The sequence below is a fragment of the Paraburkholderia solitsugae genome (assembly GCF_013177695.1).
GTDB lineage: Bacteria > Pseudomonadota > Gammaproteobacteria > Burkholderiales > Burkholderiaceae > Paraburkholderia > Paraburkholderia solitsugae.
Genome location: NZ_WOEY01000015.1, coordinates 17,165 through 37,948, shown reverse-complemented (window position 1 = coordinate 37,948; position 20,784 = coordinate 17,165). Strand labels below are relative to the sequence as shown.

Sequence of the window (20,784 nt, the reverse complement as noted above, 5' to 3'; positions counted from 1 at the left end):
GTCACTCGTTGTACTCAAAGGTCTTGAAGCCCGCGAGCGCCACCAACGCATCGCGCTTGGCCACCTGATAGTCGGCTCGCACCATTTCCTTGACCAACGACTCAAACGACGTGACCGGTTTCCAACCGAGCCTCTCATGCGCCTTGGTCGGGTCGCCAAGCAGAGTTTCAACTTCGGTCGGACGGAAGTAACGCGGATCGATGCGCACAATTACGCTGCCCGGAGCCAGCTTCGCTTCGTTGCCGTGGACCTTATCGACAATGCCAACTTCGTCAACGCCAGATCCCTCGAACCGCACGGTGATGCCCAGTTCGGCGGCCGCGTACTGAACGAATTGACGCACGCTATACTGCACGCCGGTAGCAATCACGTAGTCCTCAGGCTGTTCCTGCTGCAGCATCAGCCATTGCATTTCGACGTAATCGCGCGCGTGCCCCCAATCCCGAAGCGCCGACAGGTTGCCTAAGTACAGACACTCCTGCAGGCCCGTTGCAATACGTGCGATCGCCCGCGTGATCTTGCGCGTCACGAAGGTCTCGCCACGCACCGGCGACTCATGATTAAACAGGATGCCGTTGCATGCGTAGATGCCATACGCTTCCCGGTAGTTGACTGTGATCCAGTACGCGTATAACTTGGCTACCGCATACGGACTTCGCGGGTAGAAAGGCGTCGATTCCTTTTGTGGGATCTCCTGCACTAGCCCATAGAGCTCGGACGTCGACGCCTGGTAGAAGCGCGTCTTCTTCTCGAGGCCGAGAATCCGAATCGCTTCGAGGATACGCAGCGCACCGATGCCGTCCGCATTCGCCGTATACTCCGGCTCCTCGAAAGATACGGCGACGTGGCTTTGCGCCGCGAGATTGTAGATCTCGTCAGGTTGGACGCGCTGGATAATACGCACAAGGCTCGTCGAATCGGTCAGATCCCCATGGTGCAGCACGAAGCGACGGTCCGAGGCATTCGGCTCTTGGTAAAGATGATCAATTCTATGGGTATTGAACAGCGATGCGCGTCGTTTGATTCCGTGGACTTCGTAACCTTTGTTCAACAGCAACTCAGCAAGGTACGACCCGTCCTGACCTGTTACGCCAGTAATCAAGGCAACTTTGTGGTTCATGGTTTGATGCTCCTCATAATCGGTCCGCCGCTTTATTTTTCGCGCCGTTCCTGATGTTGTCTCGATTACTCGGGAGTGCTTTCGTACCCGTAGTAGCCTGAGTAGTAACTTCCGTAGCCAAGGCGCCGCTGTGGCACATCGGTGAATAGCACACCCTTGACCGCTACTCCGCCGTTGCGTAGACGGTTGCCGGACTCAAGAATTTCAGCCATGGGGTGCCGGCCGTGACGAACAACAAGCAAGGTAGCGCCTGCGTGCCTCCCGATCAGTGCCGCGTCGGTTACGGCCAATGTCGGCGGAGTGTCAATGAGGACGAAGTCATAACGCTCGGAGAAATAGTCCAGCATTGTCTTGAAGCAATCGCTCATCAGGAGTTCAGCTGGATTCGGCGGCAATGAGCCTTTCGGCAGCACATCCAAGCCTGGCAACACTTCGCGCAAGACCGCGCCTTCGATGTCTGCCCCCGCGATGACATCCGACAGCCCGGGTTGTCTCGATACGCCGAAATAGTTGTGAACGTCGCCGCGTCGCATATCGCCATCGATCAACAGCACACGCTTGCCACCGCTCGCGAGTACCGCAGAAAGATTCACCGACATAAACGACTTGCCCACCTCAGGACGCGGACCGGTAATGACGAGCACATTGTTGGTAACGTCGAGCAAGCCGAACTGCAGCGCCGTACGCAGACTGCGAATCCCTTCGATCGCCACGTCATGCGCCTCAACCGACGCCAGCACATGATTGCCGCTGCGACCTTGCCGCATGCTCTGCTGTAACCGTACCTGTGCCTCGCTGTGCGGAACCGACGCGTAAACTGGCAGACCAAGCGCCTGTTCGATTTCCTCGCTGTGTTCAACACCACCAAATAGCGTACTCCTGACGAATGCCGCTATCGTTCCAATGACTAATCCCAACACCGTCGCCAGCGCGATCACGAGCGGCCGCTTGGGCTTGACCGGCGAGTCCTCCGCGACGGCGTAGTCGACGACGCGGACATTACCAACCTGACCCGCCTTAACGATGCGCAACTGCTGCGCGCTGTCCAGCAAGTTCGTATACAACTCTGTATCGACGCGGACATCACGCAACAGCCTCAAAGCGGACTGCTCGGTATCCGGCAAGGTCTTGACCTGCTGGTTCAACCGATCCTGCTGCGCTTCCAGAGATGCAATTTGAGCGGTCAACGCAACAACGGCTGGGTGCGACGGAGCAAAACGTTGCACCACCTCGACGCGTTGCTGCTCCAGATCGATAAGCTTGGTCTTGCCATCGACGATCTGTTGCAGCAGCAGAGTGCTCTCTTGCGCCAGATCGACCATGCCTTTCCTGTTACGGAATTCGTTATAGCGACTCTCGGCTTGGTCGAGCTCCTTGCGCAGTTGCGGCAATTGCTGGTCGAGGAAGGTGAGTGTATGCTCCGCCTCGGCGGACTTTCTGTCGATGTTCTGCTGGACGTATGCTGTCGCAATCGTATTGATGATCGTCGCAGTGCGGTTGCTGTCTTCGCCATCGAGCGTGACGCCGATCACGCCGGACTGCTTGGTCTTTTCAGCGATTTTGAGCGAGTCTTGCAACGTATCGACGGTGACGAGCGTTGATGCGCGCGTCAGAATGAACTGAGTGCCGGGACGAGCCACAAGCCGCGCCACCTGTACCTCTACCGGCCCTCTTGATTCCGTTCCCTCGGCTCGGCGGCCAACCTGCCCCTGAAGAACAGCATTACCATCGGGATCTATCAGATCGAATCTGTCGCCGCCACGCGCTACCAGTGTGTACTTCGCGTCGTATCTTTCCTTCGGGACATCGAAATGTGGAACGTCGATTTTTTCTCCACCCCATGCGAACTTCTCCATACCAAACAGTGGCGAAGCCAATTCATCTTTCGTCGCACGCCGCGCCAACATATTGCCGATTAACGGGAAATATCGTGGATGCGCACTGATATCGAGGTGCAGTGTACGTACTGTCTCGCCAACCACAAGGCGCGAGCGGATCAGCTCGATTTCGGCGTCAGCGGTCTGCTTCGTGTCAAAAAAGGATGACAATTGACCTAGCGCGTCATTGGTCGAATTGGCACTATCTTCAACTTGGATCATCGCATCTGCGCGATAGACCGGCTTCGCGAGAAATGCGTAGAGAGTGCCCAGCAACAGCACGGTTAAGGCGATCGTGACGATCAGCTTCCAGCTCTCGACAATGACCGCCAGATAGTCGGCAAGATGAATTTCTTCGCCATTTGTCGAATCGATGAATCGGTTCTGATTTAATGAGGCCATGGATTAGTTAGTTAATCGAATCATTGCATCGAGCCAGCCTACCAACCCCAGCTCAATTTGCGCCAAAGCCATCTCGAATGCTGCGCGCCCTTTGCGGTACGGGTCTGCAATGTCAGTCCTCTCGTACTCGCCAATGCGATATACCTTTCCTTTCGCAAACGGGTAGCTGGTTTCGATTCTTCTTCGTTGTTCCTGCGTCATTGCCAACACCAACTGCGCGGAACGCATCTGCTGCAAGTTCAGGTCTACAGCGACGTGTCCTCCGATATCGATACCCCGCTCGGCCATCAGTTCGATTGCCATCGGGTCGGGACCACGTCCGACGAGCGCGGCCCATCCGGCAGACTTCACGCGCACCTCGGGCAACTGCTTCGCAAGCAGACCCTGCGCCATCGGACTGCGGCAAACATTTCCTTCACACACTACGAGAATGCTGTCGATCATTTCGCCACAATCGCCCCGGTAAGCCCGGCATTGATGGCCGGCAACAACAGGCTCAGTACCCGGCTGATGCGTACCAGACCGTTGCCGTCCACGTACACCACATCTTTGGGCTGCAACTCGAACTGATTGGCCAGCACCATCGAAACCGGCGAATGTGCATCGAGATGGAAAACTTGCGGCGCTGTTCCGAGCGAGCCACGTATTACGTACAGTTGCGCAGCATCGGCACTGGCAGTATTCAGACTACCGGCTTGGGAAAGTGCGTCGCTCAGCGTGAGCTTGCCGCTCTTCATCGGAATTGCTGTCACCGGCTTATTGACCTCACCCATGACAAAGACGCCATTGTCATCGCGCGAAGGGACTCTCAGCAGGTCGCCATCCTTTAACAGAATGTCCGACGGGTTCTGATCGCGCTCGAGTATGCGTGACAGGTTCAACCGATATGAAACCCCATCGCGCACGAGGATCATCCTGCTTTGATCTGCCGTTGGGTTGAGGCCACCGGCACGACCGATCGCTTCATACAGCGTCATTGGCGTGTCGTTAATCGGCACACCTCCGGGCACGTGCACCTCGCCGTCAACGTAAACCTGCTTGGCGCGAAACGATGCGACTCGAACTGTCACCTGAGGCTTGACGAACGCTTTGACCAACGAGGCATACACCAACTGTTGTGCCTGATCGATGCGCAGCCCGACGACATGGACGATGCCCGCATACGGAATCTGCACATTGCCGCTATTGTCGATTACGAACCCCGCGGCAGGGTCATACGGGTGGCCATTCGTTTGGGTCTGCGCTCCCTGTGCTGCCGTTAGCTCTGGGTGATCCCACACTGTTATCTGTAGAACGTCGCCCACGCCGAGCGTGTAAGGGCCCGATTTACCGAACAACTGATGAATCTGATCCGTGCTTGCCTGCGTCTCTGCCTCGCGCATTTTCTGAATCAAAGCAATGTTGATATCAGAAATTGGAATCTGCATCTCAACTGGTGGTACCTGTTCACTACCGTTCGTGACAGGTAGTGCCGCAGGAGTATTCATCCGCATACCAGGCGCAACGGCGCATGCTGACAGGACCGCGCTTACGGTCGCGCTCGCCAGCAGGTGAATACACCGATGACAAAGGGGCCTCATTCCGTCTCCAAACCATTTCCACAAAAATCGCATCTAGTCTTCCTCAACTAACTGTTCGTGTACGTCTTTGCGCAGACGTCAATACGCATTGCCGCCAATCAACCCCTTTGCCACGGTCGCCACGACAATCCGCATGTCCAACGCGAATGACCAGTTACGTAGGTAGTAAAGGTCATGCTCCACTCGCTTCTGCATCTTCTCGACCCGGTCCGTTTCACCGCGGAATCCGTTCACCTGTGCCCAACCTGTAATGCCCGGTTTGATCCGGTAGCGATGGATGTAGCCGTTGATGACTTTCTGATAGAGCTCATCGTGCTCGATCGCGTGCGGGCGAGGTCCGACCACCGACATCTCGCCGCGCAGTACGTTGAAAAACTGCGGTAGCTCGTCAAGGCTCGTCCGCCGCAGCAGCGCACCCACGCGAGTGATGCGCGGGTCACCCTTCGTAGCCTGCGTGACCACGCCTATCTTTTCGGCGTGTAGACGCATCGTCCGGAACTTGTAGATTTTGAACACACGGCCATCTGCCCCTTTGCGATGCTGCGTGAAAAACACCGGTCCGCACGATGAACACTTCACTGCAACCGCAATGATCATCAACAACGGTATCAACGCGAGTAACGCAAGAGCCGCAAATACGCGATCGAATATTTCCTTCTGCACGATTGCGCGTGCTGGCAAAGGCGATGCGACAAGGCTAATCGCTGGCGCTCCGATCAGGTCGATCACGCCGCCTTCGAATAACGCCATGCTGCGCACGTCAGGAATGAAGCGGATGTTCACGAGGTCGTCACGGAATTCACTGACGAAGCGCAGCATGGTCGACGCTTCCGCCAAGGGCAAAGCCAGCCAGATTTCCTGTACGCCGGCGCTCCGAACGTGTACGGCAAAGTTGTGAAAGTCGTCGAACACCGGCACGCCCTTCAAGGCGACACTTCCTCCCGGCGCTGCATCAAACACCGCGGACGCACGAAAACCGCTGGAAGGCGACGCCTCGAGCTTGCACACCACTTCCTGGCAATGAGCCCCGACCCCGAGCACTGCCACGTTGCGCAAATTCAGGCCGGCATAACGCACGCTGCGCAGCACGACATGTAACATCAGTCGCGATACGATCAATGCACCGCCCGTAATCGCGGTCCAATAGGCGAACCACAGGCGCGAGATGAAATCCGTGCGATGCAGCGAGAACATCAGTACCAGACCGCACGCCTGCACCACCAGCCACGCTATCGAAACCTGCCCGCTCAACCGCAACAGCGAACGGCCACGCCACGACTCGTACAGGCCGAATACCGGAAACGACACCAGCGCGAATGCGACGGAAAACGTAATGAACGCCCCGTCTCCCCGACTCTGCGCGAGATCCTCAAAACGAATATGTGACGCCACCAAGGCCCCCGCCACGATTAGGACCACATCGACAAGCCGCGCCAATAACGCCTGTATCCCGAGCATCTCGCGATTCCCCCCTGAAGTTGGACTGCGTAACATGCCGACGCGTCACGCGCGCCCGTATGTGTCATCAAAACGAACGATGTCGTCTTCGCCGAGATACGAACCGGACTGCACTTCTATGAGTTCGAGTGGCAACTTGCCTGGGTTCTCCAGACGATGCGTCACGCCCAGCGGAATAAACGTCGACTGATTTTCACTGAGCATGAATTCCTCATTACCGCGCGTGATGAGCGCTGTGCCGCTTACCACGATCCAGTGTTCGGCGCGATGATGATGCAATTGCAATGACAGGCGGCCGCCCGGGTTCACGACTATCCGCTTCACCTGAAAGCGCTCACCGCGGTCGATTGAGTCGTAGTATCCCCATGGGCGCCGTACCTTTCGATGCGCGTCGGCCTCTGGCGCCTGCAGCGCTCTCATCCGGCTGACCACACTCTTTACGTCCTGCACGCGCGAGCGGTCGGCGACCAACACCGCGTCGTCGGTCTCCACCACGACCACGTTGGTCACGCCGACGCAGGCAATGAGACGCCCTTGCGAATGCGCGAAGCTGGACGTCGCTCCTTCGAACACGACCCGTCCGCGCGCAGCGTTGCCGTCCGCGTCCTTGTCAAATGCTTCCCATACCGCGTCCCACGACCCAAGATCCGACCACCCTGCGTCAAGCGGCACCACCACGCCTTCCGGGTAACGTTCGTCCGATCCGAGACGTTCCATCACCGCGTAATCGATCGAGTCCGACGGGGAAGACTTGAAAGCGGCTGCGCCTGGGCGGAAATACGACCCGTCGCAAGTGCCTTGCGCGTGGGCTAACAAACACGCGTCATGCATCGCCGGCTGCATGAGCTTGAGCGTCGCGAGCCATACGCTCGCTCGCACGGCGAATATCCCACTGTTCCACCAGTACTGCTCCGATGCGAGATACTGCGCGGCCAGTTCGGCTGCGGGTTTTTCGACGAATCGCTCAATACGACGCGCGCCACCGTTAAGGTCAGAACCAAGCTTGATGTAACCAAAGCCGGTATCAGGACGCGTCGGCGGCACGCCCAGTGTCACAATCGCGCCGCGCTGCGCATGCTGCGCCGCCAACGCAATCGCCGACTGGAAAGCAATGAGGTTCTCGATCGCGTGATCCGCCGGCATTGCGACAATGATCGCGTCGTCTCCATCCGAACACGCCGCCGCAGCGGCGAGCGTCAGCGCCGGTGCCGTGTCGCGTCGCGCTGGTTCAACCACGATGCGTGCATCGATTCCTCTTGCGCGAAGTTGCTCCGACGTAATGAAGCGGTGGTCGTCGCCGCATACGATGATCGGCGTGCTCACCGTACCTCCATCGGCATGGAACCCCTTCATCCGTTGCACGGTAGCTTGTAGAAGCGAATCCGGTCCCAGAACATCAATCAATTGTTTGGGATATTGTTCCCGTGACATGGGCCACAGTCGCGAACCCGCTCCTCCTGCAAGTACAACAGGTACGAGTCGCACAGCCGCTGCAGAGGTACGCTCTTCCGTCGGAACTATCTTGATATCGCTATCACTAAATTCCGCCTCACTCACCGACGTGTAGCCCATATGTAGTCCTATTCGAAATCCAAAAAGGATCAGAAATTCTGCACTTTTAATTCCCCCGCACGCTGTCTTCGGCCTGATGTGTCTCCCTCGATCACGGTCCGTACACAGTTCGCCAAAATCATGTCCACCGACGTTACAACGTCTGCCTTAAACAGATGCGAAGTGAATTGAGTGGCGCGGCTAACGACTGGAGCCAGTTGCTGCCACACGCGGCAGTGGCGTGGAGTTTTAACTTGACATGAGATTCGTACTTCTCGCACCGACCATAGAGATCGCGCCTTGTCAAAAATCCGCTGATGTGCGTCACTTCTCCACAATAAACGCTGCTCGCTTTTTCCGAGTACCGTAATAAATGATCTGCGATAGCTCAAATCTCAAACACTACCGCCACTTCTCATCTTTAAAAGAACCGCCTCGGCCTCAGTTGCAGTGCATCATACATAGGCTGCCTTCAGACGGAATGTGACTGACGGAAAACGCCAACATGTTGGCGTTTTAGCCCATTCGCTTCTGACGCGTCGGAAGAGGCTATTCGCGTGTCTCGCGGGTTGTGCCTCGCACACATATAACAACCCATTAACGTCGCGATCTAGGGCGAACCGCCGCGACCGCGACGGGGCATTTTTTATCCAGAAAATCTGACTGTGTGACGCCTGCCTGACTTCACTCCGTGGCAAATTGCGCCATGGATTTGGCTGACTCCACCCAATTTTTCGGTCTATTGCCGCCACAACATACTTGATTTAATCCAACACCGAAGGCTGCATCTGAGGTGTGCCACCACGACCGAAGCAATTGCTACTCCGGAAGCGTCACTGAGAATTTCGGCTGCCTGCCTGTAACTTCAAGTGGTCGCTTTTATGACCTGTGACAGGACGTCCGGCTAACGCAATGCCATGGAATCTTTCATTGACGTTGTTAGCAGTGCTCGTTAGGAGTTGATGCGAGAGATTTACGAAATAGACACAGACGCGATAAAAGACGCGATGCCGACGGGCACTATGAAGATCGTGCATAGCCCCACCCGCATCATTAACTTAGCCCTTGCAGTTTCCCAAGGGCCGCGTGCGCGACGCGGCTGAAGCTCAAGAAAGATGAGTGGTTGGAAGTGCCGCCTGCCGACCTTCAAAGCGGAAAGCAAGCTGAATATCAGATAGACAAGCGTCCAGCCGAAACAAAATTTCGAAAGAATCGAAAGAGCGATCACCATATATTTCGCCGCTTGATTTAACAATTTGAACGTCTTGAGCCTACCGTGCAACGCAGCATTTTTCATGACAAACGTTTGGCTTTATCCGTCGTCTTTCGACTCGCCGGCTGGCGTATGCGACCTGCTGGCATGCCCCGCTCCGGATTGATGCACGTCGGCGATCCAAGCATTGGTCGGGGCAGCACGTCTGGCGTGATCGACTATAGATCGCCGCTTGCTGCACAGCAGTACAGTTGGAGTTTTTTTACGTGAACCCGTCCGAAATGCGGCGGCATTCGGCACCCCGCCCAGCGTTTTTCATGCCGACGTGTACAGTACGACCAGCCAATCGGTGCCACTAATCTGGCAGTTCGCGAACACCGTCGGCTTCGTATACATGATTTCAACTAGATCGGTCTCTAATGAACACCATCACAATGCCACGTTGACCACCAATGGATACCCCGATTTTCGACCGCGCGTAATTTTTCAATTCAAAAAAAAACCGACACATGGTGTCGGTTTAAAAAAGCTTCCGGCTATTCCGAGGATCACCGCCGGAGGCTTGAGAGAAGTGTATTCTCGTCGGAGACCGCGACGCCGTTCCGACATAATTTTGTACTCAAACGCCAAATCGAACTGATAACTACTGGCCGAGGGCGTGTGGAAACTCCATTTTTGCCGCTGAGGGCGAGGTTGCCGGTCGGATCGATCAAGTTAGATGCGTCGAGCTTGCGCTGATCGAACATCGCGGTCGCAAGAAGCCCCTCAGGGCCTCAGCTTGTAGCCATCTTCATCGCCTTCATCATTCCGGCAACCCCCAGTATATTCAGGACGCGCTTGAGGTTGTAGGCCAGCACCTGAAGGCTCATTTCGGTGCTCACCCGTCCCAGCGTCCGGGTCAGGAAGTGGGTGGCCCCCATCCAATGCTTTAGCGTGCCGAAGACGTGTTCGACAGTGCTTCTTCGGATGGTCATTGCATCAGGCTTCCGGTCGAGTCGACGCTGCATAACTTCCAGTACATGTTCGTGCTCCCATCGTCGGATGCGACGATAGTCGCTGGGCGAACATCGCTCCTTGAGATGGCAATGCGGGCATGCGCTGGGCCAGTACACGCGCAGATTCATGTCTTTCTCGACGGTCTTGAATCGAAGAATTGCGCGCTCACCGGCAGGGCATCGATACTCATCACTTCTTGCAACGTAGATGAAGTCGCGTTTGGTGAAGAGCCCTTTCTTCCTTGACGCTGAGGTGAGCGGTTTCGGGACATACGCCGTGATCCCTGCCAGTTCGCACGCGCGGATGTCCGGACCGCTGAAGTAGCCCCGGTCGGCCAGCACTTTCAGCTTTGGCTTGCCCATCGCGTTCTTTGCCGACAGAGCCATCTTGCTGAGTTGACCGTGATCGCCTCCGATATTCGTCACCTCGTGTTCGACAATAAGGTGATGCTTCGTATCCACTGCTGTCTGGACGTTGTAGCCGACCGTTCCGGTTCTCTTGCCACCGCTGGTCATGGAGCGGGAATCCGGGTCGGTAAGCGACAGCTGTCCGTCCGGTTCATTCTTCAACTGCTGTTTGATCTGCTCGAGCTCACGCATCCGCTGGCGCAGGAGCGTGATCTTCTCGTACAGGCGCACGGTCTTCACATCGAAACCTGTCGGACTGGTCCGGTCTGCAGTTTCAATCATGTCAAGGTATCGCTGGACGCTTTCCTCGATCTGCTGCTGGCGTTTGTCGATTTTGCCCGCAGTGAAGTTTCTGTCGCGGCTGTTCACAGCCTTGAACTTGCTGCCGTCGATGGCGACCATGTCGCTCGATAGCAGCTTCAGTCCTCGACACAGTTCGACGAAGCGACGGCATACGTTGCGAACGGCCAGGCCATTGTCACGGCGAAAGTCGGCGATGGTCTTGAAGTCTGGTGCCAGACGTCCTGTCAGCCACATCAGCTCGACATTGCGCAGGCATTCGCGCTCAAGACGTCGGCTCGAGGGTACCCGGTTCAGATACCCGTAGATATAGATCTTGAGCATCACGCCAGGGTGGTAGGACGGGCGGCCCGTGATTGCGGGTGTGGTGCCGTTGAAGCCGAGCGTCGTAAGGTCCAGTTCGTCCACGAACACGTCGACGATTCTGACCGGGTTGTCCTGGCCGATGTAGTCATCAACGCATTCGGGAAGTAGTGCGACCTGCTTGCGGTCATCGCCTTCAACGAATCGCTTCATGAGTCACCCGGTCTCAATGAGTTGATTCAGTTTAGGCGATGAGTGCGTTTTCACACAGGCTCGGCCAACAAACGCGGAAGTCCGGTATTAATTCGTCAAAATCCCGGCTACCTCAGATGCGCAAGATCCGACAGAACAACCAGCAGCCTCTCAAGATGCATCCGATCAGAAGATCCAGCGCTCCGCCATCGGCACAGTCTGTAGTGGCTTGCTTCGGCTGGAACAGCGCAGCGTAGGTTATTGCCTGTCGCGCTTCGCACGGCGGTTCGAAGAGCTCGATCCCGACATGATATGGACCGTGCAAGCGTAGTGCACCTCCACGACGACCCGAGACTGATAGTCGAGATGAGCGTGATCGACAAAGGCGTCAGCTAACGCCTTGGCATCAAATCGAACCTTCGACACTTGCATTACATGCATCGCCACGCCCTGTGCGCAACTACCCAGCGCCACACGCTGAAGCAAGTCGATCCCGCCGTTGGCACACATCCACAGATGCGTGCATTGAACCACGTGTTGTGCCGTCAGCCACTTCCCGGTCAGCCGGCGTCTGATTAACTGCGACACGACGAGATAAGTCAGTAGATCGGCACGCGTCTGTGTGTCGGAGGAATTTGACCAGGACATTGTTAATCTGGACAACCAACAAGGTTGGGAATATTGCGCACAATAGGTTGTTCTCTTTGTTAAGTGAAAACGAGTAAGAGGGCAACCCGCCAAGTAAGGCAATTTCCGATGACATCCTGAAGCGATCCCGGAATCACGGGCAGACGAACTTCGATCCAATTCGTCCAATCCCCCATCACTGTCTACCAGTTTCACGTCACGCCATGCTCACCATGGAAGACTACCTGGCCCGGAAGATTAGCCGCGCACGCGACGAAGATCTCCGCCACGACTGGAGATCGCAAGTCCAGGCGCCGACCACCTAAAAACATACGCGCCACAGTCTTTGCGTCGCGCCTTTCTCGCGAGGTTCGCTCTATCCGTTCCGCTAGACATTGCGCACGGCATGCAAGCCCGACGCGCTGAAGCCAGTCAACTCTGCGACCGTTTAACCGCAGCCAAAGATGCGTATATTCGACAAGTTGCTCGAAATTAAGCCATTGCTTGGTCCTCTGACGCCTTACTAGTTGTGAGGCAACCAGATAGGCAAGCAATTCTGTGCGCGCATATAGATCAAAATCGACGAGTCGGTGCGTCATCGTGTGGGAAATTAGCTCATGCCGCAATGCGCAACCGGAAATCGGTGTGGTGTCACATGGAGTGAAGGTCAAAAAACCCTGCATATCGAACAGGCGGTTGCACCCCTATCGCGTTCAAAGATTGGATCTCCTACAACAGATAGTCCTACGTTCCACTTGGTCCGATCCGCCAAAACATTGAAGGATTCCGCCGAATTTAGATTGCCGTTCTTCCGCGATCTTTCATGAGCGGATTTTCCCGGCAACTCGCCACGCAATTGTATAGTGAGGAGTTAGAGGTTAGAGCGATAGATGGCGTCTCGAACCAATCTTTTGGCGCTGCAGACTAAGCCCACTCTTGTACTATCCAAGGTCTTAGAGATGAGGATTCTAGAGCCGTATCTTGCCGATCGCTGCTTAACCCGGCTTGGGATCATTTCGCAGCACATCGAAGTTCATTTCAATTCCTGATCTAATTCGTTACAGATGACAATTCAGGTTAAGCACACGGCAATTCCCGACGTCAAGCTGATCGAACCACGCATCCTCTCCGATATGCGAGGCGTTTCGTTTGATAGCTTCGATCAAGAGGAATTCGATGAACATGTGGCGCGCAACTATCGATTCGTGCAAGAGCGTCACTCGGTGTCCGCCCACAATGTGCTGTGTGGCCTGCATTATCAGATTCGACGCCCGCAGGGGAAACTAGTGCGTGTAGTGAACGGTGAAGTGGTCAATGTGGCGGTTGACTTGCGACGCTTGTCGCCCACGTTCGGACGCTGGATCAGTGCACGACTATCGGCATCCAACTGCCGTCAGCTATGGATTCCGCCAGGGTTTGCGCATGGTTTCCTCGTGTTGTCGGATGTCGCAGAGGTACTTTGCAAGACAACCGAGCGTGGCTTTGTCGAGCACGAACGCACGTTGCAGTGGGACGATCCCGACATCGCGATTGCCTGGGATCTGGACAAGGCGCCAATCACCTCCGCGCGTGATGCGGTGGGTAAAAATTTCAGCGTTGCCGAGGTTTATTGATGGCAATCCCCACTCGTGGTTGGACATGCCCCCGTTGATTCGACTGCATGTCATTCGACCGTTGTACCCCATGAATAGTCTTTTATAACATCTGTCGACGCACCTAACTAAACGACCGTTTGCTTGCACGGTACTCAGTCGGCGTCACGCCAAGGTATTTGCGAAATACTTTCGAAAGTTGTCCGCCACTTCCGATTCCACATCGCCGCGCGATCTTGTCGACGGGAAGATCAGTTTCAGAAAGAAGATTGCAGCACTTATCAATTCGAACGCATAAGAGATAGTCGGACGGCGTCACACCCATTTCCATCTTGAAGCGGCGCAAGAAATTCCGCTCACTCATCGCGACATATTGCGCCGCTTCTTCAATCGTGATCGTTTTTCCGCAGTTCATTTCCAGCCATTGTGCCGACGATTGAATCTTTTCGCTCACAGCTCCGAATGCGTTCTTCTTTGTAGCGAAGGTAAACTGTGCGTCATAGCGCAACCTTAGAGAGCCGGCGATCTCCCGCGCGACTTCCGCGCCGAGATCTTCTTCAATCAGCGCTAGTGCAGCTCGCAGCGGAGTGCTTGATCGCTGGGAAGTAGAAACTTTCAGTCCGTTCCACGGAACCTCATGAGCACCTTCGCCGCGGCGCAATTTTGGGGATGCATTCGATGATTCCGCGACATCCGATAGCAAGCGTCCTTCGGAAATTGGAAAAATCCGTTCGCTGCGCAGATCGAGTCGGCTCAGCCACGCAATCAGTTCTTCACTCAGCATACTGTGGACGCCTGCACCTCCGGCGATAAAGAGCGCATGAAAATCGCCGGCATGACCATGTGATTTGATACTGTTGGTCCAGACAAACACCGATGACGAACTCGCAATCCTGCCACCACCGACCGACAAGAGATGAACGTCATAGCGTGGCCCACCTATCCGAAGGGACATGCAGAGCGCATTGGCTGACTGAAAAATCTCCACTACCGCGGCTGCCTCTGGTAGCGAGAAGCCGTCGAACAGTGCAATGCCGATACGTCTTACGGAGCGAACGTCATGAAGTACCTGAGACTGAGTCGCGTCGCGACTATCGCGGGCAAATAAACCTGCCATCCAGCCATCCCCCGAAGATAAGTGGCCTCCTACGGCTACATTTGAGCCGTTTTAACTATCTCGGCAATCGTACACAAGCGGCACGCATAAGGTCACTGGATGGCCGAATTGGATAATACGTTGGCGGTCACGGACCGATCGCAGCATTCAGGCGGAAGCTTCCGTAGCGGATATCCGATTTGCAATCATTCGATTGCCTTTCAATTATTTATTCGGCATCCTATTCAAATTAAAGGATGTCGCTGATCTTCTCGCATATGTCACGAATCGCTGATGGCCGAATGTCGCGTTCTTTATCATCAAAATCAGAACGAATTCTGCCGGCCTGCATCGGCCATCGCCACGCTAACCTATACTTTCCTCGACCTTTGGCGTCGGCGGGCGCTTCGGGGTGTCGGAAAGTTCGTTTTCGCCAACGCAATGGGTGGATTTTTTTGATTTAACCAGATGGCAAGACGCTCGCGAGGAGCCTTCTGACAGCTACAGCGCGTCTGTCGGCGGAACCCGCGAAATGCGCGTCGTCTTGCAGTGCCGGGCAACACGTCAGGTCCGCACTGAACCGTATCGCCTGAACGGCGAACGCTTACAATCTGGCTCAGTACCCACATGCTGCGCGACACTGCAACATGTGAATATGCTTTTCCACGAGGCGCGGCAACATCACAACTGCAGGAGAGACAGGTGCTGCTCCAGGTATGCACGAAACTCGACGCGTACCTCGGGATGCCGCAGTGCAAATTCCACCGCCGCCTTCAGATAGCCAAGCTTACTGCCGCAGTCAAAGCGCGTGCCGTCGTACTTGTATGCAAGTACCTGTTCATCGGCTAGCAACGACTGGATTGCATCCGTCAACTGGAGTTCGCCGCCCGCGCCCGGCGTGATTGCGCGAAGATGTTTGAAAATCCGCGGCTTCAGCACGTATCGACCCACCACACCCGGATTCGAAGGTGCCATACTCGGCTCAGGTTTTTCAACGATGCCCGACATTTTGATAATCGAATCCCCCCATTCCCTGCCGTCGATGATCCCGTACGACTTGGTATCCTGTGCCGAAATTTCCTCAACACCGATCACCGAGCTATGGTAATGATTGAACACCTCGATCATCTGCGTCATGACAGGGGGGGTGCCGTATAGGAGGTCGTCCGCGAGAATTACGGCGAACGGGTTATCACCCACCAGTTTCTCAGCGCACAGCACAGCGTGCCCGAGGCCGAGCGCCTCCGACTGACGCACGTAAAAACAGTCAACATGACTCGGCTTGATGCTGCGCACCAACTCCAGCAGCTTGTTCTTACCGCGCGCTTCCAGTTCCGCCTCGACTTCATACGACTTATCGAAATGGTCTTCGATGGCACGCTTGCTGCGGCCCGTGACGAAGATCATTTCGGTGATGCCTGCGGCCATGGCCTCCTCCACCGCGTATTGAATCAGCGGTTTATCGACGACTGGCAGCATTTCCTTTGGGCTAGCCTTCGTGGCAGGAAGAAATCGGGTGCCAAGACCAGCTACCGGAAACACTGCTTTTGTAACTTTTAGCATAAGAGACTCCGAATATGATTGCTATGGCCGATTCACGGTCGAGCCACCGCTGCCCCACACCGATAGCCGCAGAAAACCTGCACGGTCGACAGCGACGCGCAGAGGTAAAGTGCGCGCAGGTCGACGCTTTAGGCTGCCATCAGGAGTTCGGTGACGACCACTTAGATTCAAACGGTGTTGTCGCACACCCGGGTACCGAAACGGCTAGGCGGAAGCATAGGGCCTCAGGTGGCCACGTAACCGCGCGTGGCGGAAGCAATTCGGATTTTGGCTGAACCAGGCCTAGTTAATGCATTTCTGGCGCACCGCTAGCCATCGCCATCGATCTTCCGTCGACGATGGACCAATGGCACAGCTTCAATTTGGCAAACTTTTCGCGAGGAACCGTTTGCGCTCCGCACTTAATTCGAAAGTGGACTTTTTCTCCGATTTTCCTGAGCGCACCGACCATGGCACTAATCGGTTGGTCATTGTTCAAAAAAAACCATCTATCGTGGACAATGCCGATTGTGATTTGTTAGTCTCCACGCAGCCAGCGTGACCAGACGCTACTCAACCAATTCGAATAGCTAACGCCACTTGTAATAAATAATAATTAAATAGAATAAAAGAATAGCCATGCTTCCACGATAAACGATATGACTGATTTCTGACCTGACGGTAATTAGCGAAGTGAACCATGTCCGAAATGCACGCACCGCTGTTGGCCACTCAAACCCGCTTGCTCGCGCGATACTCGGTAGGTGTCGTCGCAAGATGCTTGCGAAAGAGTTTCGCGAGCCGACCGCCACATCCAATGCCACAGTGACGCGCCACCTTGTCGACTGGCAGGACGGTTTCAACAAGCAGGCGACAGCTCATATCAAGCCGCACGTACAGCAAATAGTCAGACGGCGTCACACCCATTTCGATCTTGAAACGCCTCAGGAAATTGCGCTCGCTCATGCCGGCGATCTGCGCGGCGGCGTCGATCGAGATCGGACGGTGACCGTTCGCTTCCAGCCACTTTGCCGACGCCTTGATATTCTCGCTCACGCCTACCGAAGCATTCTTGCGCACAATTGCAGTAAACCGGGTATCCGTAGATGGTGTAACCCAGTTAGCGATCTGACGCGCAATTTCGCTACCGAAATCCTCCTCGACCACTGCGATGGCTGTTTGCAACGGGCTTGCGGCGACACTCGAAGGCCCACTACCGGCGCCGATCCGCATGGTTTCGCCAGCGTGTTCGCAGTAACGCCTAACGCCGGTGGCCTGCCCGAATCCGGCGACGTCTAGCAGCAATTGTCCTTCACCGATCGGGAATACCAAGTCGCTGCGTGGATGCGTCCGACGCAGCCAGGCAATGAGGTATTCATCGTGTAGGGCATCGTTCACCCCTGCGCCGCCTGCAATAAACAAAGCGTGAAAGCGCTCTGAGTCGCGCAGCGCCTCGATGCCTTCGGTCCAGACGAATACCGATGAAGAGCTGACGATCCTGCCCCCTGCCGCTGACAACAGACTAACGTCGTAACACATTACGTCGCACCGTTCGCCCTCAGTGAGCGCATTCACCGACTGGAATACCTCCACGACCGCTGCAGCCTCCAGAAGGGCAAAGCCACCAAACAGGACTATGCCAATATGCCTCACGATGCCAGTCACAGGCGAAACGTGGGGCGGCACTGCGCCGGTGCGGTAAAGGACTGAAGAGCACTCCATCTGATTTTCCCCGGAAATTAGTTGCCTGTTCCAGCTTGCTTTGAGCCGGATTAATTTCTGGAACTGATCGTACATAGTCGGACCTGCAAAATTCAGTTTGCGTAGCGAGCTAAGCCACGGGGGCGGCCTGTCGGCGAACTGGAATCAACCCACCGAAAGTGGTTGTGGCGAGCAAGCGCCGACTTCAACGTGACATCGGCGAGCCAATGCAGCAACGCGAGGGTAAAAAATACGGGCCTCAGGCCCAGGCGGACGATGGCGCGCAGCAACCAGCGCAGGTTGTAGCCGGCAGCACACAGCACCGCGTGTAGCGCATCGCCGGTTTGCCCTTTGAGCCAGCAACGCCGCATGCCGTGGTCGTGCTTCACATGGCCGATGATCGGTTCGATCGCCTGCCGTCGCTTGAGCCAATGTCGCTGCGTGCGGGTCAGGGTCTTGTATTTGCCACGATGAATAAGTTGTACTGATGATACTTCGGCGTCGACGCCACGAAACCCGAGATCGACCAGCACGGTCTTCGGTTGCGGCGTACCGGGCAGATCCTGCAACAGAATGGAGCTCTGTTCGAGTTGCTCCGCCAGCGTGTGGCCGTCGTATGGGTTGCCTGGGAACGCCCGTGCGCCGACGATCAGTCCTTGTTTCTCCGTGATCGCGAGACTTACCTTGACGCCGAACTCGTAGGGCTGCCGCGCCTTGCCTTTGCCGATGCACTCAACTTCAGGCGCGTGCAGGGCGTACAACTTGTTCTTGTCCTTTGGACGTTGGCGGCAAATGCGCCATGCACGCTCGAGCCACACGCGCAGTTGTGTCTGCCGTTCGTCCGGGGCCCCGGATAGCTTGCGTTCGATGTCACGCAGTAATCGTCCCAATACTGTGCGCTGACGTTTGAGTACACGACGCAGGCGCCTGAACTGCTTCGCATGCGCATAGCCGCCCGCGCGGCGACGCAGTCGTTTGCCTTCACGCTCGTACGTTTGCTTCAGCGCCAGACCGGCGCGTTGCGCCAGTTGCACGAGTCTGGCCCGTGCCACCTCAAGCAGACGGCTGTCGGTCGGATATGCAACCGCTTTCTCCTGGACCGTCGTATCAACAATCACGCGCTCGAGTTCGGCCGGTGTCACCGCCTTCATCTCCATGGCCGCCGCAATCGTCGTCGCCAGCAGTTCCTCGACACCGGCTTCGCCCAGCGCCTGCCGAAAGCGCACCAGGTTGGTCGGGTCGCACGGCAGACGCGGCTGGAAATACTCCTCGCCGCAGAAGTACTGAAAATACACGCTTTCTGCCCAACGCTCGCACACCGAGTCGTCGCTTTCGTTGTACGCGTGTTTCAGATACAGCAGACCGACCATCAGACGGATGGACAGGCGTGGACGTCCTGCAGCGCTGACACCAGAACCTGCGAGCTTAGGCGTCACGCCGAACAGATCAACCTCTGCGGTCACCCGGCCTTCGCGAACACGGCGCTCGAACATCGGCGTCAACGTCGCTTCGATCGATGCCCATGGCATCCGGTTAGCCAGTACGGCCAGCGGGTGACGCAAATCGATCATTGCATCCAGGCGGCTGCGGAAGAAATCGGGCGTGCTCATCGGCGGCTCTCAACTCCCAGAAGATATGCCAATTCCATATTGAATCTGGGAGTTTCGCAACCCCGTGTTCGCACCCATTCCCTTACTCCGCCTGGCTTCTCGCCATTCTGCAAGACCGACTACATAAGGATGGTTTGCGACGCATTTTTATGGCTGAATCGAACAACATGTTGGCGGCCACGATCAATTCTTTAGCCACCACACGATGCCAAATATTTCATCACGAGAAGTTACCGGCTCTAATGAAAAAACATTTCAAAAGAAATCGCACAAAAATAATTGATTAGCATATTCATATCCAATATATGAAAATTCCCAGCGCACGTATGGTCGTTGCGATCATGCGTGGTTCAGCCATCGCTCGATATTGCCGCCGCGGCTGCCGTCGATCAGTCGCCTATCCGACAGGCCAAGGAGAAACGTATTTCGGCGACGCCTTCGCGCGATGCCGGAGACCGAACGCCATGGGCGCCGACCTGCTTCGAAGCGAACGGCGCGACGCGCGAGTGGCGTAGCGTGGCAACTCTGCCATGCAACGAAGTCTGCGGCAGGCAAGTTGCGGCGGGGTATCCACATGCCGCGTAGGGCGTCGCGCATCATGCTCGCTGCTGATCTATGTGCTCCCGTCGTGGCGCGAGGGATGATCGGGGTTGTGCTCAGAATCCCTGCGTGCTTTAGCCGAGACGAGCGCGCGTGCCCAACCGATACGATGGGTCAGGCTGGTATTGATATGCATGCGGCCATGACACAAGCGGCCGTTGCCGCCCGAATGCGGTGCACCGCATGTGCGGCAGACCTCGCACCGAGGCCTCGAAGATCGGTCAAGTCGACGAGCGCTGCTACCACGCTGGCGCAATTGAAAATCAGCCGTGCCTCCGATTCGATCGACTACAGCTTGCTCGCGCGATCCTGAGACATGGGCCTGGTTGAAAAGACTTTGGAAGAAGGATCGCTACGACGCCCTAAAAGCGTGAATGTGCGCAAGCGACTGCGCGCTGCCGAGCGGCTTCTCGAGGCAGATGTTTGCGCCACTCTTCAGCCCCGCTGCGATCGCTTGCTGCGACGTGCGCGACGTCACGCACAGGACAACGGGGATCACGGATCCACGTCTGCACAGACAGCGCAATGTATCGTATCGGAGTGCATCCGGCGCCACCCAATCGAGTATCACTAGATCGACGGACACTTGTTCGAGCAGCCCGTCCAATGTTTTGTCA

At 56.0% G+C, this 20,784-nt stretch carries 14 protein-coding genes; 2 read left to right on the top strand and 12 right to left on the bottom strand.

Annotated elements, in window-relative coordinates:
* Position 1: 1 nt before the first annotated feature.
* From gmd to GNZ12_RS03195, 8 genes are all read right to left on the bottom strand, one after another.
* A complete protein-coding gene (gmd, locus tag GNZ12_RS03230) occupies positions 2–1,120 on the bottom strand; it encodes a GDP-mannose 4,6-dehydratase (RefSeq protein ID WP_172308970.1) in 1,119 nt (372 codons plus the stop codon).
* 65 nt (positions 1,121–1,185) lie between these two features.
* Positions 1,186–3,399: a polysaccharide biosynthesis tyrosine autokinase gene (locus tag GNZ12_RS03225; protein ID WP_172308969.1), complete on the bottom strand. Its 2,214-nt coding sequence runs from the start codon at positions 3,397–3,399 to the stop codon at positions 1,186–1,188.
* Positions 3,400–3,402: 3 nt separating this feature from the next.
* On the bottom strand, positions 3,403–3,843 hold the full coding sequence (locus GNZ12_RS03220; protein ID WP_172308968.1) for a low molecular weight protein-tyrosine-phosphatase: 441 nt from the start codon (positions 3,841–3,843) through the stop codon (positions 3,403–3,405).
* Positions 3,840–4,826 (bottom strand): polysaccharide biosynthesis/export family protein, encoded by a 987-nt coding sequence (locus tag GNZ12_RS03215; RefSeq protein WP_456238556.1) that lies wholly within the window; start codon positions 4,824–4,826, stop codon positions 3,840–3,842. The genes GNZ12_RS03220 and GNZ12_RS03215 overlap by 4 nt, the downstream gene beginning before the upstream one ends.
* A 231-nt stretch (positions 4,827–5,057) precedes the next feature.
* Positions 5,058–6,437 carry an undecaprenyl-phosphate glucose phosphotransferase gene (locus GNZ12_RS03210; RefSeq protein WP_172308966.1) on the bottom strand — a complete coding sequence of 460 codons (1,380 nt, stop codon included), beginning with the start codon at positions 6,435–6,437 and terminating at the stop codon, positions 5,058–5,060.
* A 45-nt stretch (positions 6,438–6,482) separates the two neighbouring features.
* Complete coding sequence (locus GNZ12_RS03205; protein WP_172308965.1) at positions 6,483–8,009, bottom strand: mannose-1-phosphate guanylyltransferase/mannose-6-phosphate isomerase; 1,527 nt, start codon at positions 8,007–8,009, stop codon at positions 6,483–6,485.
* 952 nt (positions 8,010–8,961) lie between these two features.
* The gene (locus GNZ12_RS03200) at positions 8,962–9,285 is read right to left on the bottom strand and encodes a hypothetical protein (RefSeq protein WP_235993570.1); all 324 of its coding nucleotides are present in this window, start codon (positions 9,283–9,285) and stop codon (positions 8,962–8,964) included.
* A gap of 689 nt (positions 9,286–9,974) precedes the next feature.
* Positions 9,975–11,420, bottom strand: coding sequence for an IS1182 family transposase (locus GNZ12_RS03195; protein ID WP_172308964.1), 1,446 nt, complete (start codon positions 11,418–11,420; stop codon positions 9,975–9,977).
* 1,670 nt (positions 11,421–13,090) lie between these two features.
* Between GNZ12_RS03195 and rfbC the strand changes: the two genes are divergently transcribed.
* The gene (gene rfbC / locus GNZ12_RS03190) at positions 13,091–13,639 is read left to right on the top strand and encodes a dTDP-4-dehydrorhamnose 3,5-epimerase (protein WP_172308963.1); all 549 of its coding nucleotides are present in this window, start codon (positions 13,091–13,093) and stop codon (positions 13,637–13,639) included.
* Positions 13,640–13,742: 103 nt separating this feature from the next.
* On the opposite strand, the gene GNZ12_RS03185 is transcribed toward rfbC, so the two are convergent.
* Together GNZ12_RS03185 and galU are read right to left on the bottom strand one after the other, a co-directional pair.
* A complete protein-coding gene (locus GNZ12_RS03185) occupies positions 13,743–14,735 on the bottom strand; it encodes a GlxA family transcriptional regulator (protein WP_172308962.1) in 993 nt (330 codons plus the stop codon).
* 660 nt (positions 14,736–15,395) lie between these two features.
* Positions 15,396–16,277 (bottom strand): UTP--glucose-1-phosphate uridylyltransferase GalU, encoded by an 882-nt coding sequence (galU, locus tag GNZ12_RS03180; RefSeq protein WP_172308961.1) that lies wholly within the window; start codon positions 16,275–16,277, stop codon positions 15,396–15,398.
* 346 nt (positions 16,278–16,623) lie between these two features.
* Here galU and GNZ12_RS03175 point away from each other — a divergent pair, with 346 nt between their 5' ends.
* Positions 16,624–16,818, top strand: coding sequence for a hypothetical protein (locus GNZ12_RS03175; RefSeq protein WP_172308960.1), 195 nt, complete (start codon positions 16,624–16,626; stop codon positions 16,816–16,818).
* A gap of 170 nt (positions 16,819–16,988) precedes the next feature.
* Here the strand turns inward: GNZ12_RS03175 and GNZ12_RS03170 are convergent, their stop codons facing one another.
* Both GNZ12_RS03170 and GNZ12_RS03165 read right to left on the bottom strand, forming a co-directional pair.
* A complete protein-coding gene (locus GNZ12_RS03170; RefSeq protein WP_172309070.1) occupies positions 16,989–17,978 on the bottom strand; it encodes a GlxA family transcriptional regulator in 990 nt (329 codons plus the stop codon).
* A 92-nt stretch (positions 17,979–18,070) separates the two neighbouring features.
* Positions 18,071–19,567 (bottom strand): IS5 family transposase, encoded by a 1,497-nt coding sequence (locus tag GNZ12_RS03165; RefSeq protein ID WP_235993567.1) that lies wholly within the window; start codon positions 19,565–19,567, stop codon positions 18,071–18,073.
* Between the last annotated feature and the right edge of the window lie 1,217 nt (positions 19,568–20,784).